This is a genomic window from Burkholderia sp. ABCPW 111 (assembly GCF_000773065.1).
GTDB classification, from domain to species: domain Bacteria; phylum Pseudomonadota; class Gammaproteobacteria; order Burkholderiales; family Burkholderiaceae; genus Burkholderia; species Burkholderia savannae.
Map to the genome: position 1 here is coordinate 55,754 of NZ_JPWT01000060.1, position 24,055 is coordinate 79,808.

Genomic DNA, 24,055 nt, shown 5'->3' on the forward strand with positions numbered 1-24,055 from the left:
CGAAGAGGACCGCCAGCGATGAAAATCATGATCGTCACCGACGCATGGGAACCGCAAGTCAACGGCGTCGTGCGCACGCTGAAGAGCACCGCGCGCGAGCTCATCGCGCTCGGCCACCGCGTCGAGCTCATCACGCCGCTCGAGTTCCGCACGGTGCCGTGCCCGACCTATCCTGAAATCCGCCTGTCGATCCTGCCGTACCGGCGGCTGCGCGAGCGCCTGAACGCGTTCGAGCCGGACGCGCTGCACATCGCGACGGAAGGCCCGCTCGGCCTCGCCGCGCGCCGCTACGCGCGCGCGCGCAAGCTGCCGTTCACGACCGCGTACCACACGCGCTTTCCGGAATACGTGCAGGCGCGCTTCGGCGTTCCGCTGTCGGCGACCTACCGTTTCCTGCGCTGGTTCCACGGCGCGTCGCTCGCGGTGATGGCGCCCACGCCCGTGGTCAAGTACGACCTCGAGCAGTACGGCTTCGACAACGTCGTGCTGTGGACGCGCGGCGTCGATCTCGACGTCTTCCGGCCGATGGAGTCGAAAGTGCTCAACACCGCGCGGCCGATCTTCCTCTACGTCGGGCGCGTGGCGATCGAGAAGAACGTCGAGGCGTTCCTGAAGCTCGACCTGCCCGGCTCGAAGTGGGTCGCGGGCGAAGGGCCCGCGCTCGCCGAGCTCAAATCGCGCTATCCTGAGGCCAATTACCTCGGCGTGCTGACGCAGGCGGAGCTCGCCAAGGTATACGCGGCCGCCGACGTGTTCGTGTTCCCGAGCCGCACCGACACCTTCGGGCTCGTGCTGCTCGAGGCGCTCGCGTGCGGCACGCCCGTCGCGGCGTATCCGGTGACGGGGCCCGTCGACGTGCTCGGAGACGGCGGCGCGGGGGCCATGAACGAGGACCTGCGCGAAGCGTGCCTCGAGGCGCTGAAGATCGACCGGCCGCATGCGCGCGCGTGGGCCGAGCGCTTCTCGTGGCAAGCGGCGTCCGAGCAGTTCGCGTCGCACCTGAAGCCGCTGCCGAAATCCGCCTGCCCACACACCGAAGGCGCAGCCGTTTGAAACCTGCCATGCGCGCGAAAGCGCCCCCCGTCAGCCCGTCGCGAAAGCCGGCCGCACGCGCCGGCGCGACGCGTCCCGCCCACGTCCGGCTCGCGCCGTCTGAAACGCACGAGCCGCCCGATGCGCACGAGCCGCTCGGCCCGGACGATCCGCTCGCGCTGCCGCACAATCCGTACAAGGGCAATCGCGGCCTGATGCGCGCGTGGTACGCGCTCAAGAACTCGTACAACGGCTTTCGCGTCGCGATCCGCGAAGAGAGCGCGTTCCGGCAGGAGCTCACGCTCGCGGCGATCATGCTGCCGATCGCGGCATTCGTGCCCGTCGAGCCGGGCTCGCGCGCGCTCCTCATCGGCACCGTGCTGCTCGTGCTGATCGTCGAGCTGCTGAACTCTAGCGTCGAGACGGCGATCGACCGGATCTCGCTCGAGCGCCACGAGCTGTCGAAGCGCGCGAAGGATCTCGGCAGCGCGGCCGTCACGGTCGCGCTCTGCACGTGCGTGACGACCTGGGGCCTCATACTCGGCCCGCTCGTCTGGCACCGGCTCGCCGGCGGCTAGGCGGCCGGCGGTTCCGCTGCCGCCGGCGGCATCCGGCGCGGCGCGCACCGTGCACCCTCCGCCTTCGTGTGCGATGCAACACGGCCGGGTATGCCCCGATGACGAAATACCCCGGACGCGCAAGGTAGCGGTTTATAATCGGCCGACAGCCTTCAAAACAGCAACCCGAGCCGGACTACGATTCACGCAGCAGTATTCGCAGCGCCCGCCTGTCCGGCAAACACAGGGCCGGACGACATGGAAGCCAAACCTCCCCGCCGCACGCGCGAACGGATTCTTGAGTTGTCGTTGAAACTCTTCAACGAGATCGGCGAGCCGAACGTCACGACGACGACGATCGCCGAGGAAATGGAAATCAGCCCAGGCAACCTGTACTACCATTTCCGCAACAAGGACGACATCATCAACAGCATCTTCGCGCAGTTCGAGCAGCAGATCGAACGGCGCCTGCGTTTTCCCGAAGATCATCGGCCGACGATCGACGAAACGTGGTCGTACCTGCAGTACATGGCCGACTTCATGTGGACCTATCGCTTCCTCTATCGCGATCTGAACGATCTGCTCGCGCGCAACCGCACGCTCGAGACGCACTTCAAGCAGATCATCAGCCACAAGGTGCGCTTCGCGCGCGAGATGTGCGAGCTGCTCGCGGCCGACGGCGAGCTCGTCGCGACGCCCGCCGAGATCGAGGTGATCGCAACCAACATGGCCGTGATCGCCACTTACTGGCTGTCGTATCAGTACGTGATGCATCCGCGCAAGTACAACGATCAGGACGCGATCCGCGAGGAGCTGCACCAGGTCAGCATGCACGTGATCTCGGTGATCGCGCCGTATCTGCGCGGCCGCTCGCGGCAGATCTTCGACGATCTCGTGTCGGGCAAGCTGCCGAAACGCGAATTCCACGACTACCTGCCGCCGCGCGACGGCTCGCCGCGCAAGGACGCAAAGCAATGAAGAGCGTCTGCGTCTATTGCGGCTCGGCCAACGGCGTCAAGCCCGTCTACACGGAAGCGGCGCGCGCGTTCGGCCGCGCGCTCGCGAAAGCCGGCCTCACGCTCGTCTACGGCGGCGGGCGCGTCGGCCTGATGGGCGTGATCGCCGACGAGGTGATCACCGCCGGCGGGCGCGCGATCGGCGTCATCACGGAGCTGCTTTTCGACAAGGAAGTCGGCCACACCGGCCTGACCGAGCTGCACGTCGTGCCCGACATGCATCATCGCAAGAAGATGATGGCCGAGCTCGCCGACGCGTTCGTCGCGATGCCGGGCGGCGCGGGCACGCTCGAAGAGTTCTTCGAGGTCTATACGTGGGCGCAGCTCGGCTATCACCGCAAGCCCGTCGCGCTTTACAACGTCGACGCCTTCTACGAACCGCTCATCACGCTCCTCAAGCACACGGTCGACGAAGGCTTCATGCAGCGCACGTACTTTGACGCGCTTTGCATCGACGCCGCGCCCGATGCGCTCATCGATCGGCTCGGTCAGTATCGACCGCCCGCGCGCGACAAATGGGCGTTCGTGTCGAAGCAGGAAGCCTGAGCCGGCGCGACGCCGCGCGGGCGCGCGTCGCGGTGCGGTGCGGCGCATCGCCCGGCTTTTCCAGTCGTGTCGATGCGCGCTCGGCGCTTCGCGCCGCCGGCCGCGTCCGTCGCTCCGGTCAGCTGTTTCGGTCGAGCGCCTCGGTCGGCTGGTTCTTCAGTTGAGCGCTCCGGTCGAGCGCTTCGGTCAACCACGTCATGCAGCGATCGCGCAATCGCGCTGCGAATGCGGCGCACTCGAAGCGCGGCCGCCTTGTCCCGCCTCTTCCCCTTTTCCGCCCGAGCGCATCGCGCGCGGGCCGAGGTCCAAGCGATGACGAGCACGCCGTCCAAAGTCGTTCTCATCACCGGCGCGAGCCGCGGCATCGGCCGCGCGACCGCGCTCGCGGCCGCCGCGCGCGGCTGGTCGATCGGCATCAACTACGCGCGCGACGCGGCCGCCGCCGACGCGACCGCCGACGCGGTGCGTGCCGCGGGCGCGCAAGCGTGCGTCGTGCGCGGCGACGTCGCGAACGAAGCCGACGTGATCGGCATGTTCGACGCGGTACAGTCGTCGTTCGGCCGGCTCGACGCGCTCGTCAACAACGCCGGGATCGTCGCGCCGTCGCTGCCGCTCGCCGACATGGACGCCGCGCGCCTCAGGCGCGTGTTCGACATCAACGTGCTCGGCGCGTATCTGTGCGCGCGCGAGGCCGCGCGGCGGCTGTCGACCGATCGCGGCGGCGCGGGCGGCGCGATCGTCAACGTGTCGTCGATCGCCGCGCGGCTCGGCTCGCCGAACGAATACGTCGACTATGCGGGCTCGAAGGGCGCGGTGGACACGCTGACGCTCGGCCTCGCAAAAGAGCTCGGCCCGCACGGCGTGCGCGTGAACGCGGTGCGGCCCGGCCTCATCACGACCGACATCCACGCGAGCGGCGGCCAGCCCGGCCGCGCCGAGCGGCTCGGCACGCAGACGCCGCTCGGCCGCGCGGGCAATGCCGACGAAATTGCCGAAGCGATCGTCTGGCTGCTGAGCGACGCGGCGTCGTACGTGACGGGCGCGCTGCTCGACGTCGGCGGCGGGCGCTGACGCGTCGCGCGCCGCTGACCGGCGATCGCCGACCGGCGGTGGGCGGTGGGCGGTGGGCGGTGGGCGGTGGGCGGTGGGCGGTGCGCGGTGGATAGTGTGCGGCAGGCGGCAGGCGGCAGGCGGCAGGCGGCAGGCGGCAGGCGGCGACAGCATACGGTGATCGGTGGTCGGCGCAATCAGCACGCTTTCGGGCTTCGAACGGTTTCCCGCGCTTGCCCGCACGCTCGGACAAGCCCCGAAGCCCGAGGCCGCCGGGCGGCCTTACCCGCGTCGGCCGCCGTGCATTGCGGGCCTGACACGATCTACGGAACGGCCCCGCGCGGCGCCAGTTACACAAATCTTCACAATTCTCCGCAATCTTTAGCGTTTCATAACAATTTTCGTAAACGTTCGTAATAGTCTCGTGGTCTACTAACGATAATCGCGGCCTACGCCGCAGCACGTCCGTTACCCGCCACCTCGCGGCCACGAAATCGGCCGGGCCCACGCAGCCTGGCCGGCGCACTCGAAGAGATCACCCCGATGCAGGGAAATGCAACGCCCGGCGGCCGGCGCGCGCGCGCGCACGCGTCGACTCGTCACGTCCTTCCGTCCGAAGCCGATTCGTCGTCCGTCGCGCTCGCCGTCGGCGCGCCGCACACGGCCAGCGCGGCAGGCGGCCGCGCCGCCGATGCGCGCGGCCGCGCCGCCGCGCGCGCACCGCTCACCGGCCTGCGCGCATGGCTCGTCGTCGCGGCCGTGCTCTGTGCGTATCTGCTGCCGGGCGTGCTCGGCCACGATCCGTGGAAGCAGGACGAGACCTATACGTTCGGCATCATCCAGCACATGCTCGAAAGCGGCGACTTCGTCGTGCCGACCAACGCGGGGCAGCCGTTCCTCGAAAAGCCGCCGCTGTACGATTGGGTCGCCACCGGCCTCGCGTGGCTCTTTTCCCGTTATCTGCCGCTGCACGACGCGGCGCGGCTCGCAAGCGCCCTCTTCGCCGCGCTCGCGTTCGGCTTCGCCGCGCGCGCCGCGCGCATCGCGACCGGCGCGACGCGCTGGCTCGAGCTGCCGGTGATCGGCACCGTCGCGCTGTTCGCGGGCTCGCTCGTCGTCATCAAGCACGCGCACGATCTGATGACCGACGTCGCGTTGATGGCGGGCACGGCGATGGGCTTTTGCGGACTGCTCGAACTCGTGATCCGCCACGCGGGCGGCGCGAACGACGCCGACGCCGCGCACCGGCCGCCCGCGAACCGCTTCGCGGCGCCGCTTTTCGGCCTCGGCGTCGGCGTCGCGCTGATGTCGAAGGGCCTCTTCGTGCCGCTCGTGTTCGGCGCGACGGTCGCGGCGGCGCTCATCCTCTATCCGGCCTGCCGCAGCCGCGCGTTCTTCCGCTCGCTCGCGCTCGCCGCGCTCGTGTGCGCGCCGTTCGCGCTGATCTGGCCGGCCGCGTTGTACCTGCGCTCCGAATCGCTGTTCCTCGTCTGGTTCTGGGAAAACAACGTCGGCCGCTTCTTCGGCTTCTCCGTGCCGACGCTCGGCGCCGAAAACGACAAGCCGCTCTTCATCTGGCGCGCGCTGCTGACGGTCGGCTTCCCGGTCGGCCCGCTCGCGCTCGTCGCGTTCGCGCGCGGCCTCTGGCGCGAATGGCGCGCGCCGCGCGTCGCGCTGCCGATCGCGTTCGCGGGCATCGGGATGGTCGTGCTGCACGTTTCCGCGACGTCGCGCCAGCTGTACATCCTGCCGTTCATCGCGCCGCTCGCGCTCGTCGCCGCGCAGGCGATCCCGCGCCTGCCGCAGCGGCTGCACACCGCGTGGGACTACGCGAGCCGGCTGCTGTTCGGCACCGCCGCGGCGCTCGTGTGGGTCGTCTGGTCGCTGATGTCCGACCAGAACGGCTCGCGCGACGGTCTGCACTGGCTCGGCCGCTGGCTGCCGCTCGACTGGACGATGCCGATCGAGCCCGCGCTCGTGCTGTCGGCGCTCGCGATCACGATCGGCTGGGTCGGCCTGCTGCCGTCGCTGCGGCTCGCGGGCAAGTGGCGCGGCGCGCTGTCGTGGGCGATGGGCGCGCTCGTCGCGTGGGCGCTCGTCTACACGCTGCTGCTGCCCTGGCTCGACGTCGCGAAGAGCTATCGTTCGGTGTTCGAAGATTTGAACCGCCAGCTCGCGCTCGAATGGAACGACGGCGACTGCATGGCGAGCGTCGATCTCGGCGAGTCGGAAGCGCCGATGCTCTACTACTTCTCCGGCGTCCGGCACCAGCCCGTCGCGCAACCGAACGAAAGCGCGTGCACGTGGCTCATCGTGCAAGGCACGCGCGCGAGCCCGCCTGTGCTCGGCAGCCACTGGAAGCCGTTCTGGTCCGGCGCGCGTCCGGGCGACGAGCAGGAAATGCTGCGCGTCTACGTGCGCACGCCGGCGCCGCCCGCCGCGACGAGCACCCGCCCGTAATGCCCGCGGCGCGCGGCGACTCCGCCGCGCGCCGTCTCCCCCATTTTCGCGGCGTTCGCCGTGCCCTATGCTGTTGCGGTTCGCGCCGTCCGTGCGCGGCCCCGGCCGTGCCCGGACGCGTCCGCATCCGCCGGCCCGGTACGGGAATTGCTCCGCCCGTCGGTCGGCGCCTTCTCGCGCTTGCCCAACCGGACGGCCTCATGCAACTCCGCACACTTCGCTACTTCCAGGAACTCGCGCACTGCGCGTCGCTGCGCAAGGCATCCGAGCGGCTGCACGTCGCGCCGACCGCGATCAGCCGCCAGATCGAGCAACTGGAGCACCACTTCGGCGCGCCCTTGCTCGAGCGCGGACCGCGCGGCATTCGCCTGACCGCCGAAGGCGAATTCCTCGCCGAGCGCATCGATTCCGTGCTGCGCGAGCTCGACGAAGTGAAGACGCTGATCTCGGCGCGGCGCAATCTCGACGTCGGATCGGTGTCGGTCTATGCGTCGGAGGGCATCGTGTCGGGGCTGCTCGCGCCCGTGCTCGCCGAATTCACGCGACGCCATCCGCGCATCCGCTTCGACATCACGGTCGCGAGCGCGCAGCACACGCTCGACGCGCTCTGCCAGGGCCGCGCGGATCTCGGCGTCGGCTTCTATCTGCCGCACCGGGCGGACGTCGAGATTCTCGACGCCGTCGATCTGTCGCATCGCGTGCTGGTGCCGCCGACGCACCCGCTGAGCGCGCGCGCGCGCGTCACGCTCGCGGAACTCGTCGACCAGCCGCTCGCGATTCCCGACGCGGCGTTCGGCGTGCGCCAGGCGCTCGAACGGATCGCGAAGCGCTCCGGCGTCACGCTCGAGCCACTGTTCACGACCTGCTCGCTCGAAACGCAAAAGGCGCTCGCGCGGCAGGGCGCGGCGTTGCTGATCCTGCCGTGCTTCACGCCGCCCGGCGCGAACGGCGCCGCGCCCGCCGACGACACCGACCTGCATGCGCTGCCGATCGCCGACGCCGAGCTGCGGCAGGTCAGCGTCGCGCTTTGCGTATATCGGTATCGGCCGCGGTCGATCGCGGTGAACACGTGCGTCGAGATGCTGAAGGAAGCGATGGCGCGGCAACGGCAAGACGCCGGATTCGGCGAGAAAGGCTGACGGCTCGTCGTGCAAAGGGGTTCGGGCCGCGCTCGCCACGGCCGCGGCGGCACCCGCAGCAGCCCCCGCGGCCGCCGTCAGAACCGCACGATGAGCCCCGTGCCCGCCGCAAGCTGCGTCATTCCCGGCGCGGGCGCCGCCGTATAGTTGTTGACGCCGAAGTCGCTACCGCCGCCGTTGATCGCGTAGCCCGTCGTCACGTACGCCGTGGTGCGCTTCGACAGCCAGTACAGCACCGACGCATTGACGAGCGTCGGCCGGCCGCCGCCTTCCTTGAACGCGTAGCGGCCGCCTTCGACGATCAGCTTCAACGCCGGCGTCGGCATGTACTGCGCCGCCGCCCAGTAGATGTCGCCGTTCGGCGAGGCCTGCAGCGAGCCGCGCACGGCCACGACGCCGCCCGACACCGTGAAGCGGTCGAACGCGTAGCGCGCGACCACGCTCGCGCGACGGTCGGCGGCGCCCGAGCGGTCGAGCGCGCCGCTCACGGTGCCGCGCACTTCCTCGTAGCCGGCGCGCGCCCAAAACCCGCCGAGCTTGTATTCGGCGGCGACGCCCCAGTAGCGGCCCGCGTCCGCGTTGCCCGGCCACTGTTGGCCGAAGCCGTACATCGCCTCGACGTTCACGCCCGCGATGTCCGGCGACGCGTACTTGATCGAATTGTCGAGCCGCACGGTCGCGGGCGGAATCATGTTCAGCGAGAAGATCGAATAGTTGTTGAAGAGCGTCGGCTCGTAGAGCACCGTCTTGTCGTACTGGACGCCGTACTGGCGGCCGAACGTCAGCGATCCGAAACGATCGCTCGTCAGGCCGACGAGCGCGATCCGGTTGAACGGCGTGTTCGCCGCCGCGAACGCGCCGTTGCTGAGCGAAAAGCCGTTCTCGAGCTGAAAGATCGCGCGATAACCGCCGCCGAGATCCTCGCTGCCGCGCAGCCCGAAGCGCGACGGATACGACGCGCTCGCGTTGTTCGACGAGAGCGCGCCGTCGCCGGCCGCGTTCGCATGCGTCTTGTACTGGACGCCCGCGTCGAGCAGGCCGTACAGCGTCACCGAACTCTGCGCCGGCGCGGCCGCGCCGTAGCCGAATCCGACGCAAAGCGCCGCGCAGCGCCCGGCGCGCGCGAGTCCGTCGAGTCGTCGATATTTCATCCGGATTCCTGCGTGACGGGAAGACATCGAGGAAAGGAGAACGACGGAGCGCGTCCTACCGCGCGGCGCGGCGGCCCGGCCAGGTCTCGGCGGCGAGCCAGCCGGCCGCGATGCAGATCGCGTTCGCGACGAGCAGGTAGCCCGTCGGCGCCATCGGATTGCCCGTGGCGCCGATGAGCCACGCGACGATGCTTTGCGCGGTGCCGCCGAACAGCGACACGGCGAGCGCGTAGACGATCGAGAATCCGGTCGAGCGCACGCGCTGCGGGAAGCTTTCCGCGATCAGCACGATGAGCGCCGCGCCGCTCATGCCGTGCAGGCCGGACAGCACGGTCAGCGTGGCGAGGAACACGGCGGGCGTCGGATGCGACACGATCAGTTGCAGCGCCGGGAAGATCAGCAGCAACAGCAGCACGCGCGGCCAGATCAGGGTCGCGCGGCGTCCGAAGCGATCCGACAGGCTGCCGCCGGCGAGCGAGCACACGGCGAGCGCCGCGCCCGTCGCAAGCGTCGCGAGCATCGCGACGCCGCCCGGCAGATGCAGCTCGGTCAGCGCGAACGTCGTCATGTAATTGAGGAAATACTGCGTGATCGTGCTGCCGAGCAGGATCATCAGGCCGATCGCGATCGGCCGCCGATGCCGCGCGTTCAGCTCGCGCAGGATCGCGCGCGTCGAGCCGTACGCGCCGTGCGCGTCGATCGTGTCGGACAGCCGGCGGCGAATATAGATGCCGATCGGCAGCACCAATAGGCCGAATGCGAACGGCACGCGCCAGCCCCATGCGTACAGGTCGGCCTCGGGCAGCGCGAGCGTGAGCACGTAGCCCGCGAGCCCCGCCGCGACCGCCGCGAAGCCTTGCGTCGCGACCTGCCAGCACGCGTACGCGCCGCGCCGCCCGGGCGGCGCAGCCTCGAGGATGTAGGTCGTCGCGGGTCCCGCCTCGCCGCCCCACGCGAGCCCCTGGATCAGCCGCGTGACGACGAGCAGGATCGGCGCGGCCACGCCGATCGTCTCGTATCCCGGCAGCACCGCGATCGCGCCCGTGCCGACCGCCATCATCGCGAGCGTCAGCATCATCGCGGGCTTGCGGCCCGCCCGGTCCGCGTACGCGCCGATCACGAGCGCGCCGAACGGCCGCACGACGAAGCCGAGCCCGAACACGGACACCGACAGCAATAGGCTCGTGAACGCGCTCTTCGACGGGAAGAACGTGTGGCCGATCATCACCGCGAACGTCGCGTAGGTGCCGAAGTCGAAGAACTCGACCGCGTTGCCGAGCGCGACCGCCGCGACGTTGCGGCGAGCGTCGGCGCGCGTCGCGGCCGGGCCGGCCGGCGCGGACGTGTCGCCGGACGCCGGCTGGTACGCGGGTTCAAGCAGGTCTTCCATGGCGTGTCCTCGATCGAAGCGGCGACGATACCAGCCGCGGGCGCGGCGCGAGCGGCGCCCGCCGCCGAACCGGATGCGGTGTCAGGATGGGGAAGCGAAAAGCCGGCGCAACGCGCACGGCGGCGCGCGGTACATGGCGCGCGGCGCGCGGCGCGCGGCCGCGTCAGTGAGGCGGCGCGGGCCAGCGCGGCATCTCTCCGCGCCAATCCTCGTACGCCTTGCCGAGCTGCAGCACGAGGCGATCGGCGAAGCGCGGCCCGACGATCTGCAGGCCGATCGGCATTCCGTTGCGCGCGAAGCCGCAATTGATCGACAGCGCCGGCTGCTCGCCCATGTTCCACGGAACCGTGAACGCGATGTGCTCGAACGGCCGCGCCGGATCGTCGGTCGGCCCCGCCCATTCGGCCGGGAAGCCGGTGACGACATTGGTCGGCGACAGCACCGCATCGACCGACTGGAACAGGCGTGCGGCGGCCGCGCGCATCTCGAACGTCGCGCCGAAGCCGCGCACCGCGTCGACGCCCGACACCTTCGCGCCCTGCCCCGCCCACGCGAGGATGTACGGCAGGATGCGCGCGCGCGCCGCGTCCGGCAGCCGTTCGAGGTCGGCCCACAGGCGCGCCTGCCAGAAGCGGTCGAGGCCGTCGAGCATCGCGCGCGACAGCACGGGCGGCGCCTCGACGACCCGCGCGCCGTGCGCGGCGAAGCGCTCGGCCGCCGCCTCCACCGCCGCGACGATCTCCGGTTCCGGCGCGATCCCGCAGCCGGCGTCGAGCATCAGGCCGATCCGCATGCCCGTCACGTCGGCGGGCGCGATCGCCCAGTCGATCGTCTCGGGCGGCAGGCTCGTCGCGTCGCGCCGGTCCGGGCGCGACAGGAAGCGCATCAGCAGCGCCGCATCGTCGAGCGTGCGCGTCATCGGCCCCGCGCAGCGGCCCGTGTAGTACGGATCGATCGGAATCCGCCCGTTCGACGGCTTGAAGCCGACGATCCCGCACCAGCCGGCCGGCAGCCGGATCGACCCGCCGATGTCGGTGCCCACGTGCAGCGGCCCGTAGCCCGCCGCCGCCGCCGCCGCCGCGCCGCTGCTCGAGCCGCCCGGATTGAGATCGAGCCGCCACGGATTGCGCGTGGTGCCGTACAGGCTCGACAGCCCCGACGACAGCATCGCGTAATCGGGCACCGTCGTCTTGCCGATCACGACCGCGCCCGCCTCGCGCAGCCGCATCGCGGCGGGCGCGTCGACGGTGGCGGGCGGCGCGTCGGCGGCCGCGGCCGAGCCTTGCGCGAGCCGGTCGCCCTCGGTCGCGATCAGCTCCTTGATCGTCACCGGCACGCCGTCGATACCGCTCAACGGCGCGCCCGCCGCCCAGCGGCGGGTCGACGCGAGCGCCTGTTCGCGCACGCGCTGCGGATCGAAGCGGCACAGCGCGTTCAGATGCGGCTCCCAACGGGCGATGTGGTCGATGAGCGCGTCCGCATAATCGGCGGGCGTCACGCTGCGGTTCTCGAATCGTTCGGCAAGCGAGCAGGCGGTCAGCTCGAGCAGCTCGGGCATGGTATCGGCCTCACAAGGTGGGAGACGGGCGGCCGGGCCGGCTGCGGCGGCCGCCCGCCGTCGTTGGATCTCACGATAGCAACGCAAAAAGCGCGATGGATAGCGCGATTTATATCGAACGGCGCGCACGTTTTTCGAGCGCTCGCGGCGCGGCGCATCGTTCGCGAAGACGCCGGCCGGGCGCGTCGGACGGGCACCGGACGAGCGCCGAGCCCGCCCCGGACGCGCAGCGCGCGGGCACGGCCGCGCGCGTTCGGACTCGCTCAGAACGACGAGCCGGGTTCCTTCAGGAACGCGACTTCCTCGTCGCTCGACGGCCGGCCGAGGATCGCGTTGCGGTGCGGAAAGCGCCCGAAACGCTCGATCACGGCCGCATGGCGCAGCGCAAAGTCGTGATAGCCGGCGCAGCCTGCCTCGCCCTTGATCTGCGCGCACAGGCGCACGCCTTCGCGCTGGCTGTCGGGCGATTCGTCGTGCTCGAACGGCAAATACGCGAACGCGCGGTGATGGCCCGTCGGCAGCGCGCGGTCGCCGCCCGACGCGACGAGCGCCTTCGCGTGCGCGAGCGCCGCGCGATCGGCGGCGAACGCGGCCGGCGTGCCCCGGTGGATGCTGCGCGAGAACTGATCGAGCACGACGATGAGCGCGAGCGCGCCGAGCGGCGTGCGCGCCCATGCGTCGAGATCGCCCGCCTTCGCCGCGTCGACGAGCGCGCCGAATCGCTCGCGCAGTCGCGCGTCGAGCGCCGGGCCGCCGCCGAACCACATCTTGCGCGCCGTGCCGAACGCCCGATCGCCGGGCGCGCCGAACCAGAAATCGAGCACGTCGCGCGCGCGCGGCTCGAGCGCCGCGGCCTCGCGCGCGCCGCCGTCCGCGTGCGGGGCCGTCATGCGAGCTCCAGCACGAGACGGCGCGTGCGCGCGCTCTTCTTCTCGAGCTTCGCGACGCGCAGCCCGCCGATCTCCGCCGTGTTGCGCACGTGCGTGCCGCCGCACGGCTGCAGGTCGACGCCGCCGATCCGCAACAGGCGCACGCGCCCGAGCCCCATCGGCGGCTTCACGCTCATCGTGCGCACGAGCTCCGGGCGCGCGGCCATCTCGTCGTCGGTGATCCATTCGGTCGTCACCGGATGCGCGCCGCCGACGAGCTCGGCCAGGCGCGCCTCCACGTGCTCGCGGTCGATCGGCTCGACCGTCGCGAAATCGACGCGCACGTAATCGGCGGTCACGCTGCAGCCGTCGACCGGGTACGGCAGCACCGCGCACAGCAGATGGCTCGCCGTGTGCAGCCGCATCCGCCGGAGCCGCGGCGCCCAGTCGATCTCGGCGACGAGCGCATCGCCCGGCTTCACGCCCGCCGCGAACGCGTCCTGCCCCGGCGCGAGCACGTGCACAGCATCGTCGGGCGTCGCGCCTTCGAACTTCGCCTTGCGCGTGTCGGCGACGGAGAGCGTCGCGCCGCCCGCGAGCGTCAGCGTGCCGCTGTCGCCCGCCTGGCCGCCGCCGAGCGGATAGAACACGGTTCGATCGAGGTGGATGCCGGCTTCGTCGACGGCCGTGACGAGCGCATCGCAGCGCGTCAGATAGGCGTCTTCGCGAAAGAGGGCTTGAGTGGCCATGTGGGAGTCTCGGATATCGTTATCGGTGATCGGAAGCGATCAGTATGCGGCGCGCCGCGCGCGCCGCGACAGGCGCAATTTCGCGCGGCGCGCACCGAAGCGTACCGGAATTTCAGCCGGGACGGTTTCGCATCCAGTCGGCCGTTTCGTAGAACGCGTGCATCAGCCGCTCGCGCAGCGGCGTGTCGAGCCCCACGTCCTCCATCGCCCACGCGATGCAGCGCAGCCACTGGTCGCGCTCGTGCGACGCGATCGAAAACGGCAGATGCCGCGCGCGCAGCCGCGGATGGCCGAAGCGCTCGATGTAGTGATCGGGCCCGCCGAGCCAGCCGCACAGGAACCAGAACAGCTTGTCGCGCGAGCCGTCGAGCGCCGGCGGATGCAGCGCGCGAATGCCCGCGAATTCGGGCTCGAGGTCCATCAGGTCGTAGAAGCGGTCGACGAGCTCGCGCACGCGCGCCTCGCCGCCCACGAGTTCGAACGCCGTCGGCTGCGACGGCGCGTCATTGGTTGCATCGGTCATACGGACATCAGTCGAATGGAACAAACAAGAAAACGAAAAGCGGATCGCCGAAGATACCGCGTGCGCGCGATTCATGCATCGCGCAGCGATTGAAGCGCCGGGCGGCGCAGCACGCCGCGCAGGCCGAGCCAACCGGCCGCGCCCGCGCATGCGACGCCCGCCGCGATGCCGGCCGGCACGAGCCACGGGTCGGGCGAAAGCGCGAAATCGAACACGCGCGACGCGAGCACCGCGCCGACCGCGAGCGCCCCCGCCGCCGCCATCGCGCCCGCGAGCACGCCGACAACGATGAACTCCGCGCGCTGCACCGCGACGATCTGCGCGCGCGACGCGCCGAGCGCGCGCATCAGCGCGGCCTCGCGCACGCGCTCGTCGCGCGAGCCGGCGAGCGCCGTGTACAGCACGAGCACGCCCGCCGCGAGCGTGAAGCCGAACAGGAACTGCACCGCGCCGATCACCTGCAGCAGCACGCGCTCGAGCTGCGCGAGGATCGGCGCGACGTCGATCGCGGTCAGGTTCGGATAGCGCGCGATCAGGCCGTCGAGCACGCGCTGCCGCGCGAGCGGCAAATGGAAGCTCGTGATGTACATCGCCGGGAACTCGCGCAGCGCCGCGGGCGGCATCAGCACGAAGAAGTTCACGCGGAACGTGCCCCAGTCGAGCTTGCGCACGCTCGTCACGGGCGCCTCGACGGTGAGGCCCGTCACGTCGAAGCGCAGCGTGTCGCCCGCCTTCACGCCGAGCGTCTTCGCGAGCCCCGCCTCGATCGAGATCTGCGGGGCGTTCGATGCGCCGAACCAGTCGCCCGCGACGATCCGGTTGTCGCCGGGCAGTTGCGTCGTGTACGACAGGTTGAATTCGCGGTCGACGAGGCGGCGCGCATCGTCGTTCTTGTAGTCGTCCGGATTCACCGGCTTGCCGTTCACCGACAAGAGCCGCCCGCGCACCATCGGCGACAGCGCCGGGTTCGCGATGCCGTTGGCCGCGAGATAGCGGACGACTTCGTCGCGCTGGTCGGGCTGGATGTCGATGAGGAACTGGTTCGGCGCATCGGGCGGCGTCGACTGCCGCCAGCCGGCAACGAGATCGTTGCGCGTGATCGCGATGAGCAGCAGGCACATCAGGCCGAGCGCGAGCGCGGTGATCTGCAGCGCGCTCGCGGCGCCGCGCCGATCGAGCGACGCGAGCGCGTAGCGCCAGCCGAGCCCCGCCGCGACGCGGCCGTCGCGCACGAGCCGCGCGGCCGCGAAGAGCGCGAGCCGCGCGAGGAGCGCGAACAGCACGAGGCTGCCCGCGAAGCCGCCCGCGACGATGAGGCCGAGCGTCAGGTTGCCCGCCGCTGCGATCAGGAGCGCCGCGAAGAGCGCGATGCCCGCCGCGTAGCCCGCCCATGCGATGCGGCCGGCCTCGCCCCACTCGCGGCGCAGCACGCGCACGGGCGGCACGCGCGTCAACGGCGCGAGCGGCGGCAGCGCGAAGCCGAGCAAGAGCACGAGCCCCGTCGCGACGCCGATCGCCGCCGGCCACACCGAAGGCGGCGGCAGCACGACGTCGATCAGGCTGCCGAGCGCGCGCAGCAGCACGAGATGGCCGACGTAGCCGAGCGCCGCGCCCGCGACGCCGCCCGCCACGCCGAGCAGCGCGAATTCGATCGCGAACAGCGCCGACAGCGTGCGGCGGCTCGCGCCCAGACAGCGCATCGCCGCGCAACCGTCGAGATGGCGGCGCATGTAGCGCTGCGCGGCCATCGCGATCGCGACGGCCGCAAGGAGCGAAGTCAGCAGCGCGACGAGCGTGAGGAAATGGCGCGCGCGGTCGAGCGTCTGCCGCACCTGCGGCTGCCCTTCCTGCAGCGATTCGAGCGCGACGCCGCGCAGCTTGCCGCCGTCGACGCGCGCATGCGCATAGCTTGCGAAGCGTTCGACGGCCGCGTCGTCGCCCGCGACGAGGAGCCGGTACGTGACGCGGCTGCCGTAGCCGGTGAGCCCCGTCGATTCGAGCTCGTCCGCGCGCAGCATCACGCGCGGCGAGAAGTTGACGAACGAGAAGCCGCGATCGAGCTCGCGGGTGATCGCCGCGCCGATCGTGAACGAGCGTTCGCCGACGCGCAGCGTATTGCCCACCTTCAGATGCAGCGCGTCGAGCAGCGACGGGTCGATCCATACGGTGCCGGGGACTGGAATCGAACCGGCGGGACGGCCGGGCGCGTTCGCGTCGGGCGCGATCTCGACCGCGCCGCGCAACGGATAGCCGGCCGACACGGCCTTCACGGCCGCGAGGCGCACGGGCGGCAGGCCGCCTGCGTCGGCCGCGGTGGCGGGCGAATTGGGCGAATTGGGCGAATTGGGCGAATTGGGCGAACCGGGAGGATTGAGCGCGCCGACCATGCTCGGGAAGATCGCGGTCGTCGCGGTCGCGAGGCCAAGCGATCGCGCCTCGCGCGCGAACGCCGGGTCGATCGGACGATCGGCCCGTATGACGAAGTCCGCGCCGAGCATCCGGCGCGCGTCGCGCTCGAGGCCCTGACGCAGCCTGTCGGCGAGAAACCCGACGCTCGTGAGCGCCGCCACCGCGAGCACGAGCGCGAGCGCGACGAGCGTCAGCTCGCCCGCGCGCCAATCGCGCAGCGTCATCCGCCCCGCCTGGCGCAGCAGGTCGACGGGGCCGAAACGGCGGCCGGCCGGCATCGCTTTACCCGCCGCCGTCAATCGCGCTTGCTCCCGATCGAATTCAGCCGCGACACCATGTGGTTCGCCATCCCGCGAAAGCCGCCCGACACGCCGCGCCAGAGCCGCGGCAGCGCCCATGCGGAGAACGCGAGAAAGCCGATCATCAGCGCGATGAACACGAGCGGCACGAAGAACGCGAGCGCGAGGCCGCCGACCGCAAGCCCGTCCTCGGTCGTCGACGCGATCCAGTTCGAGATCGGCTCCGGCGACAGGTTGATGAGCGCGCGCGTGCCCGCCTTCGCGATATGCGCGGAGCCGGCGAGCGTGCCGCCCGCGAGGCCCGCGACCGCGAGAAGCGTCGGATCGGCGTGGCCGAGCGAGGCCGCCGCGAGCACGGCCCCCGCGGGAATCCGGATGAACGTGTGGACCGCGTCCCAGAGCGAATCGAACGCGGGAATCTTGTCGGCGAGGAACTCGGCGAGCGCGAGCACGGCGGCCGCGCCGATCACCCAAGGCGACGTCAGCACCGCGAGCGTGTCGGGCAGATGAATGAGATCGAGGCGCGCGAACACGCCCGCGATCAGCACGGTGAGATAGAGGCGCAGGCCGCTCGCCCACGCGAGCCCCGCGCCGAGCGAAATGGCTTCGACCATGTGCGGCCTCCTTGCGCAATGCGCGCGGTTCGAGGGCGGACCGCGCCCGAACCCGGGCGAAGCGGCCCATCGACCCGCCTGCCCCGCCGATTCGCGTGCGGCGGCGGGGCGTTGTCAGATGGATTCCGCTTCATTATAGACGCGCGCCGCGCGCAGCCGCCGCACCGCCGACGCGGGCAAACCCTGCGCGCTCAGCCGGCCGACGACAGCTTGAGGCCGACGAGCCCGACGACGATCAGCGACGCGCTCGCGATCCGGGCGAGCGTCACCGCTTCGCCGAGCATCACGATCCCGAAAATGAACGCGCCGACGGCGCCGATGCCCGTCCAGACCGCATACGCGGTGCCGAGCGGCAGTTCGCGCATCGCGACGGCGAGCAAGCCGAAGCTGCCGAGCGCGGTGACGATCGTGAAGATGGACGGGCCGAGACGCGTGAAGCCCTCGGAGGATTTGAGGCCGGCGGCCCATGCGATTTCGAGCAGACCGGCGACGAGAAGCCACAGCCAAGGCATGCGGGGACTCTCCGTGAATCAAATGGGGTCGTCCCCGTTGTACATCGGCGGCCCGGGGTCGTCCCCGGGCGTCGGAAGTATAACAAGCAGCTTACAATCGCGCTGCGCGCGCCCGCGAGGCCGAGGCCGAGGCCGCGCCCGCGCCCGCGCCCGCGCGCCGCAGGATCGGCGTCCGGGCATCGGACATCCGGCGAAATCGCGCCGCGCCGGCATGCCGCCCCGTCACTTCGATTCGGGCTTGCGGCCGTGCTGCGCGATCGGCCAGCCGTGCGCGTCGAGCAGCACGCAGCGATCGTCGCGATAAAGCGCCCACTCCTCGCACTCGCGCCCGTCCCTGAACGCGCAGATTCCGTACTGGCCGCGCGGGCCGTCGTGGATCACCACCTTGCCGCCGAGCTTCTCGCAATTCACCGACGCCGGATTCGCGAGCGTCGTCGCCTGATTCGGCGGCAACGGCTGCGCGAGCGCCGCCGCGGCGCCGATGCCCAATGCGCAACCGCACAGTAGACGGACGAGCATGGCTGACCTCCTCGTTATGTTGGGTTGGTTAAGCGCTCAGCATAAGAGAAAAACGCGCGAGGCGGCGTCGCGCGCGGTCGGCGGGGCGCCCGATTGGGCCCGTCGACGGGCTGCCCGCGCGCACGCGCGGCGACGCCTCGCGACGCGGCGCGACGCGGCGTCGACCGTCTGCCGTCCGCCTCCCGCCGTCGACCGGCCGCCAGGCGACGCGCGAACACCCCGCGACGGAACGCAACGCGGCGCGCGCGGGCCACAGCTGCGCGCGACGCGCGGCCCCGCGCGCGGACGCCGCCGCGTCAGCCCGCGCCGACGAGCCGGTAGCCGACGCCCGTCTCGGTGACGATGTGCTGCGGCTGCGCGGGATCGGTTTCGAGCTTCTGCCGCAGGTGCGCCATGTAGATCCGCAGGTAGTGGTGGCTTTCGACGTGCGTCGGCCCCCAGACGTCGCGCAGCAGTTGACGGTGCGTGAGCACGCGGCCCGCGTGCCGCACGAGCGTCGCGAGCAGCCGATACTCGAGCGGCGTCAGGTGGACCACCTCGCCGCCGCGCCACACGCGCCGCAGCGCGAGGTCGACGCTCACGTCGCCGAACTTCACGAGCGGCGACTCGGCCGCGCCCCCCTGATTGCGCCGCCGCAGATGCGCGCGAATACGCGCGAGCAGCTCGGACACGCCGAACGGCTTCGTCAGGTAGTCGTCGGCGCCCGCGTCGAGCGCGGCCACCTTCTCCTCCTCATGCGTGCGCGCCGACAGCACGATCACCGGCATCTCGGACCAGCCGCGCAGCTCGCGAATCACGTCGAGGCCGTCGCCGTCCGGCAGGCCGAGATCGACGATCGCGAGATCGGGCTTGCGGGTCGCGGCCTCGATCAAGCCCTGGCGGCCCGTTTCTGCGTCGAACACCGCGATCCCCTCTTCCTCGAGCGCGCTGCGCACGAAACGGCGGATCTGTTTTTCGTCTTCGATCAGAACGACGGTGACGGTCGGTTCACTCATGGTCATGCGGATGTTCGTTGGATACGGGCGCCGGCGCGCCGGCGCCGCGGCCAGTCTCAAGCACCGGCGCGGCTCGGCGCGGCTCGGCGCGGCTCGGCACGGGAACGTGCGTCGGCGCTTGCGCCGGATGCGTGCTCGCCGCTTTCCGGTTCGCCGCTTTCCGGTTCGCCGCTTTCCGGTTTGCTGCTTTCCGGTTCGCCGCTTTCGCGCTCGACGGCCGCGTGTACATCGTCGGCCGCGCGCTCGCCGGGCGCGGCGCGGGAACACGCGTCGGCGGACGGCTCGCCCGCCGGCGGCTCGCCGAAGGGCGCTTCACCCGCGCGGCCCGCCGCGCCCGCCTCGTCGTCCGACCGCTCGCCGTCCGGCTCCTCGTCGCCCGCGCCGGGCTCGGGCGGCGGCGTCTCGACGGGCAGCGTGAACCAGAAGCGCGCGCCCTCGACCCGGCCGTTCGGCCCGAGCCGGTTGAGCGCGCCGATTTTACCGCCGTGCGCGTCGACGATCGCGCGGCAAATCGCGAGCCCGAGGCCGATGCCGGGCGTCGCCGACTCCTTCTCGCCGCGCGTGAACTTCTCGAAAATCCGCGCCTCCATGCCGGCCGGCAACCCCGGGCCGTGGTCGTCGACGAACACGCGCACGAACGGCCGGCTGTCGTCGACGATGCGCTCCGCGCCGATCTCGATCGGCGTGTCGAGCGGCGTGTACTTCGCCGCGTTCTCGAACAGGTTCGCGAAGAGCCGCTCCATCAGCACCGCGTCCATCTGCAGCAGCGGCAGATCGGCCGGCAGCCGCACGCGCGCCGGATGACGCGCGAGCACGCGCTTGCACGCGCCGAGCGCCGCGCCGACCGTCTCCTCGAGCAGCGACCACTGGCGCTTCAGTTGCAGGCTGCCCGCCTGCAGCCGCGCCATGTCGAGCAGGTTCGTGACGATCCCCGTCATCCTGAGCGCCTCGTCGTGGATCGACTCGACGAGCTCGTCCTCGCGCGCGGGCGGGCCGACGCCGTCGTTGCGCGGCGCGCCGCGCGCGTTCGCGAGCATCGACGACAGCCCGACGATCGCCGTGAGCGGCGTGCGCAGATCGTGCGAGATCGCCGACAGCAGCGAGTTGCGCAGCCGCTCCGATTCCATGTTGACGAGCGCGTCGCGCGCGATGTCGACGTAGTGGACGCGCTCGAGCGCGAGCGCGATCTGCGCGGCGAACGCGTCGATCATCCGCTGCTGCTCGGGCACCTCGAGCTCGCGCGAATCCTTCGTGACGACGGCGAGCACGCCGCGCGTGCGCATCGGCGCCTTCAGCGGCAGATAGAGCGCCGTCGCCGCGGGCAGCGTGTCGGTGCCGTGCCCGGCCGGCTTCTGCTGGTCGTACACCCATTGGCCGACGTCGATGTCGAGCGCCGCCCCCGTGATCGTCACCGCCTCGTCCGGGTTCTCGATCTTCTGCTGGACCTTGTCGCCGCTGTCCGGCAGCAGGATCGCGACGCGCGCGCGGAACACCTCGGACACGTGCCGGCCGCCGATCTCGACGATCTGCTCGGCCGTGAGCGCCGCCGCGAGCTCGCGCGCCATCGCGTACATCGCGCTCGTGCGCCGCTCGCGCCGCTGCGCGATCGTCGCGCCGCGCGTGAGGCTCGACGTCAGATGGCTGATCACGAGCGACGTGAGCAGCATTCCGAAGAAGGTCAGCAGATACTGCGTGTCCGTCACGGAGAACGACATGCGCGGCGGCACGAAGAAGTAGTCGAACGCGGCGACCGACAGGAACGACTGCACGACGCCCGGCCCGCGCCCGAGGCGCACCGCCGAGAACACGACGCCGAGCAGGTACAGCATCACGAGATTGGTCAGGTCGAGATGGCTCTGCAGCAGGTTCGCGACGCCCGTGATCAGCGCGCAGATCGCCGCCGCATAGCCGTAGTTGCGCGGCGGCGAGCGGCCGTCGACGACGCTCGAGAACGCGTCGCGCCACGCGCGCGCGCCGGCGTCGAGCGGCGCGCGCGCGTCCTCGCCCGCCGACGCGCGGATCAGCATCAGGTCGACGTCGCCCGCGCGCTCCGCGAGCTGCTCGCCGAACGGGCGCGAGAAGCGGCGCAACAAGCCGCTCTTCGACGAGCCGCCCGCGACGATCTTCGACACGTTGCGCACCTGCGCGTAGCCGATCAGCGCGGCGACCGCGTCCGCGCCCGTCAGCGTCGCCGTCTCGGCGCCGAGCTCGGCCGCGAGCTTCAATGCGTTGAGCGTGCGCTGGCGGGCCGCGTCGGGCAGCCGCGCGAGCCGCGGCGTCTCGACGTACACCGCGAGCCAGTCGGCCTTCAGGCTCGCGGCGAGGCGCGCGGCCGCGCGCACGAGCGTCGGCGCTTCGGGCCCCGGGCCGACGCACACGAGCAGGCGCTCGCGCGCCTGCCAGATCCGCTGGATCGAGCGATCCGCGCGGTACTCGCGCATCTGCGCGTCGACGCGGTCGGCCGTGCGCCGCAGCGCGAGCTCGCGCAGCGCGATCAGGTTGCCCTTGCGGAAGAAATTGCGCACCGCCCGCTCGGCCTGCTGCGCCATGTAGACCTTGCCTTCGCGCAGCCGGCTCAGCAGCTCCTCGGCGGGCAGGTCGACGAGCGTCACTTCGTCGGCCACGTCGAACACGCGGTCGGGCACGGTTTCCCACACGCGAATGCCCGTGATCGCGCCGACCACGTCGTTCAGGCTCTCGAGATGCTGGACGTTGACGGTCGTATAGACGTCGATGCCCGCGTCGAGCAGCTCGTACACGTCCTGCCAGCGCTTCAGGTGCCGCGCGCCCGGCACGTTCGAGTGCGCGAGCTCGTCGACGAGAACGAGCTGCGGGCGGCGCGCGAGCGCCGCGTCGAGATCGAACTCGCCGATCTTGCGGCCGCGGTATTCGATCTGCATGAGCGGCAGCACGTCGAGCCCTTCGACGAGCGACGCCGTCTCGCTGCGGCCGTGCGTCTCGACGATGCCGACGACGACGTCGACGCCCTCCTGCTTGCGCGCGCGCGCGGCGAGCAGCATCGCATAGGTCTTGCCGACGCCCGCCGACGCGCCGAAGAAGATCTTCAGCTTGCCGCGCTGCTGCTTTTCCTCTTCTCGCTGGATCTTGTCGAGAAGCTGATCAGGATCGGGACGGTTCATGCGAGGCCGAGGTCTCCGGTTGGCGGCTGAAATTCATTGTCGTTCGAAAACGCCCAAAAAGGAAAGGACGACGCGTCGAGCGCGTCGTCCGGATGGCGCGACGGGGCCGCGGCCCGGGCGGTAGCGTTCCCGCCGCCGCGGCGATTGTGACGCCGCGCCGCGCTTCGCCCCACCCTGCGCTCCCCCCGCCGCGAACGCGCCGCGCGGCCCGGCGGCGGGCGGCGGGCGGCGCGGCGCGTCAATGCGCGTCAATGCGCGGCCTGCATGGCCTGCGCGGCGTCGAGCGCGAGGTTCAGCTTCAGCACGTTCACGCGCGGCTCGCCGAGCACGCCGAACTGGCGGCCCGCCGTATTGTCCGCGACGAGGCGGCGCACGTCGGCTTCCGGCATCTTGCGCGCCTGCGCGACGCGCGCGACCTGATAGTCGGCCGCGGCCGGGCTGATTCCCGGATCGAGGCCGCTTGCCGACGCCGTCACGAGATCGACGGGCACGGACTTCGACAGGTCGGTGCCCGCCGCCTTCAGCGCGTCGAGCCGGCCCTTCACCTGATCCTTCAGCGAAGGATTGAGCGGCCCGAGATTCGAGCCGCCCGAGCCCGTCGCGTTGTACGGCATCGGGCTCGTCGCCGACAGGCGGCCCCAGAAGTACTGCGGCGCGTCGAACTGCTGGCCGATCAGCGCGGAGCCGACGATCTTGCCGCCCTTCTCGACGAGGCTGCCGTTCGCCTGCGACGGGAACACGGCCTGGCCGAAGACCGTCATCACGGCCGGATACGCGAGCCCCGTCACGACGGTCAGCACGACGAACACGACGATGAGCGGACGAAACAGTGATTTCATGACGATGTTCCTTTAAACCCAGCCGAAGACGGCGAGCACCATGTCGATCAGCTTGATGCCGGCGAACGGCACGAGAATCCCGCCGAGGCCGTACACGATCAGATTGCGGCGCAGCAGCGACGCCGCGCCGAGCGGGCGGTACTTCACGCCCTTCAACGCGAGCGGAATCAGCAGCACGATGATGAGCGCGTTGAAGATCACGGCCGACATGATCGCCGACGCGGGCGTGGCCAGATGCATCACGTTCAGCGCGTCGAGCTGCGGGTACGTGGTCGCGAACGCGGCCGGAATGATCGCGAAATACTTCGCGATGTCGTTCGCGATCGAGAACGTCGTGAGCGAGCCGCGCGTCATCAGCATCTGCTTGCCGATCTCGACGATCTCGATCAGCTTCGTCGGGTTCGAGTCGAGATCCACCATGTTGCCCGCTTCCTTCGCCGCCTGCGTGCCCGTGTTCATCGCGACGGCCACGTCCGCCTGCGCGAGCGCCGGCGCGTCGTTCGTGCCGTCGCCCGTCATCGCGACGAGGCGGCCCGCCGCCTGGTGCTCGCGGATCGTCGCGAGCTTGGTTTCCGGCGTCGCTTCCGCGAGGAAATCGTCGACGCCCGCCTCCGCCGCGATCGCCGCGGCGGTGAGCCGGTTGTCGCCCGTCACCATGATGGTCTTGATGCCCATCTTGCGCAGCTCG

General features: G+C 71.0%; 21 protein-coding genes. 7 read left to right on the forward strand and 14 right to left on the reverse strand.

Features of this window, described 5'->3' with window-relative positions; translation table 11 throughout:
* Positions 1-18: 18 nt before the first annotated feature.
* The 7 genes from X946_RS11460 to X946_RS11490 all read left to right on the forward strand — a co-directional run bounded on the left by X946_RS11460 (position 19) and on the right by X946_RS11490 (position 7,800).
* Positions 19-1,053 (forward strand): glycosyltransferase family 4 protein, encoded by a 1,035-nt coding sequence (locus X946_RS11460; RefSeq protein WP_038747309.1) that lies wholly within the window; start codon positions 19-21, stop codon positions 1,051-1,053.
* 8 nt (positions 1,054-1,061) lie between these two features.
* Positions 1,062-1,610: a diacylglycerol kinase gene (locus tag X946_RS11465; RefSeq protein ID WP_038747312.1), complete on the forward strand. Its 549-nt coding sequence runs from the start codon at positions 1,062-1,064 to the stop codon at positions 1,608-1,610.
* Positions 1,611-1,847: 237 nt separating this feature from the next.
* Positions 1,848-2,567, forward strand: coding sequence for a TetR/AcrR family transcriptional regulator (locus X946_RS11470; protein WP_006025081.1), 720 nt, complete (start codon positions 1,848-1,850; stop codon positions 2,565-2,567).
* The gene (locus X946_RS11475; protein WP_038747316.1) at positions 2,564-3,151 is read left to right on the forward strand and encodes a TIGR00730 family Rossman fold protein; all 588 of its coding nucleotides are present in this window, start codon (positions 2,564-2,566) and stop codon (positions 3,149-3,151) included. Before X946_RS11470 ends, X946_RS11475 begins: the two co-directional genes overlap by 4 nt.
* A 312-nt stretch (positions 3,152-3,463) precedes the next feature.
* Positions 3,464-4,222 (forward strand): SDR family oxidoreductase, encoded by a 759-nt coding sequence (locus X946_RS11480; RefSeq protein WP_038747319.1) that lies wholly within the window; start codon positions 3,464-3,466, stop codon positions 4,220-4,222.
* 522 nt (positions 4,223-4,744) lie between these two features.
* Complete coding sequence (locus X946_RS11485) at positions 4,745-6,661, forward strand: ArnT family glycosyltransferase (RefSeq protein ID WP_038747321.1); 1,917 nt, start codon at positions 4,745-4,747, stop codon at positions 6,659-6,661.
* Positions 6,662-6,861: 200 nt separating this feature from the next.
* Positions 6,862-7,800 (forward strand): LysR family transcriptional regulator, encoded by a 939-nt coding sequence (locus tag X946_RS11490; RefSeq protein ID WP_038747325.1) that lies wholly within the window; start codon positions 6,862-6,864, stop codon positions 7,798-7,800.
* A 77-nt stretch (positions 7,801-7,877) separates the two neighbouring features.
* On the opposite strand, the gene X946_RS11495 is transcribed toward X946_RS11490, so the two are convergent.
* From X946_RS11495 to X946_RS11560, 14 genes are all read right to left on the reverse strand, one after another.
* Positions 7,878-8,951: a porin gene (locus X946_RS11495; protein WP_038747328.1), complete on the reverse strand. Its 1,074-nt coding sequence runs from the start codon at positions 8,949-8,951 to the stop codon at positions 7,878-7,880.
* Between the two features lie 55 nt (positions 8,952-9,006).
* The gene (locus X946_RS11500; protein ID WP_038747330.1) at positions 9,007-10,341 is read right to left on the reverse strand and encodes an MFS transporter; all 1,335 of its coding nucleotides are present in this window, start codon (positions 10,339-10,341) and stop codon (positions 9,007-9,009) included.
* A 163-nt stretch (positions 10,342-10,504) separates the two neighbouring features.
* Positions 10,505-11,899, reverse strand: coding sequence for an amidase (locus X946_RS11505; RefSeq protein ID WP_038747333.1), 1,395 nt, complete (start codon positions 11,897-11,899; stop codon positions 10,505-10,507).
* Between the two features lie 263 nt (positions 11,900-12,162).
* On the reverse strand, positions 12,163-12,789 hold the full coding sequence (locus X946_RS11510; RefSeq protein WP_038747336.1) for a DUF924 family protein: 627 nt from the start codon (positions 12,787-12,789) through the stop codon (positions 12,163-12,165).
* The gene (locus tag X946_RS11515) at positions 12,786-13,517 is read right to left on the reverse strand and encodes an alanyl-tRNA editing protein (RefSeq protein WP_038747339.1); all 732 of its coding nucleotides are present in this window, start codon (positions 13,515-13,517) and stop codon (positions 12,786-12,788) included. Before X946_RS11515 ends, X946_RS11510 begins: the two co-directional genes overlap by 4 nt.
* 112 nt (positions 13,518-13,629) lie before the next feature.
* Complete coding sequence (locus X946_RS11520) at positions 13,630-14,040, reverse strand: group II truncated hemoglobin (RefSeq protein ID WP_038747342.1); 411 nt, start codon at positions 14,038-14,040, stop codon at positions 13,630-13,632.
* 71 nt (positions 14,041-14,111) lie between these two features.
* Complete coding sequence (locus X946_RS11525) at positions 14,112-16,748, reverse strand: ABC transporter permease (protein ID WP_038747345.1); 2,637 nt, start codon at positions 16,746-16,748, stop codon at positions 14,112-14,114.
* Complete coding sequence (locus X946_RS11530) at positions 16,745-17,362, reverse strand: DUF4126 domain-containing protein (RefSeq protein ID WP_038747348.1); 618 nt, start codon at positions 17,360-17,362, stop codon at positions 16,745-16,747. The genes X946_RS11525 and X946_RS11530 overlap by 4 nt, the downstream gene beginning before the upstream one ends.
* A 191-nt stretch (positions 17,363-17,553) precedes the next feature.
* Positions 17,554-17,874, reverse strand: a complete 321-nt coding sequence (gene sugE / locus X946_RS11535) for a quaternary ammonium compound efflux SMR transporter SugE (RefSeq protein WP_038747351.1) — start codon at positions 17,872-17,874, stop codon at positions 17,554-17,556.
* A 222-nt stretch (positions 17,875-18,096) separates the two neighbouring features.
* The gene (locus X946_RS11540) at positions 18,097-18,393 is read right to left on the reverse strand and encodes a putative hemolysin (protein ID WP_038747354.1); all 297 of its coding nucleotides are present in this window, start codon (positions 18,391-18,393) and stop codon (positions 18,097-18,099) included.
* A 296-nt stretch (positions 18,394-18,689) separates the two neighbouring features.
* Positions 18,690-19,388, reverse strand: a complete 699-nt coding sequence (kdpE, locus tag X946_RS11545) for a two-component system response regulator KdpE (protein WP_038747356.1) — start codon at positions 19,386-19,388, stop codon at positions 18,690-18,692.
* 56 nt (positions 19,389-19,444) lie between these two features.
* Positions 19,445-22,528, reverse strand: a complete 3,084-nt coding sequence (locus X946_RS11550) for a sensor histidine kinase (RefSeq protein ID WP_081989514.1) — start codon at positions 22,526-22,528, stop codon at positions 19,445-19,447.
* A 248-nt stretch (positions 22,529-22,776) separates the two neighbouring features.
* Complete coding sequence (kdpC, locus tag X946_RS11555; protein ID WP_038747359.1) at positions 22,777-23,367, reverse strand: potassium-transporting ATPase subunit KdpC; 591 nt, start codon at positions 23,365-23,367, stop codon at positions 22,777-22,779.
* 12 nt (positions 23,368-23,379) lie between these two features.
* Positions 23,380-24,055 (reverse strand): HAD-IC family P-type ATPase (locus X946_RS11560; protein WP_152611686.1); only part of this gene is annotated, 676 nt, incomplete at its 5' end.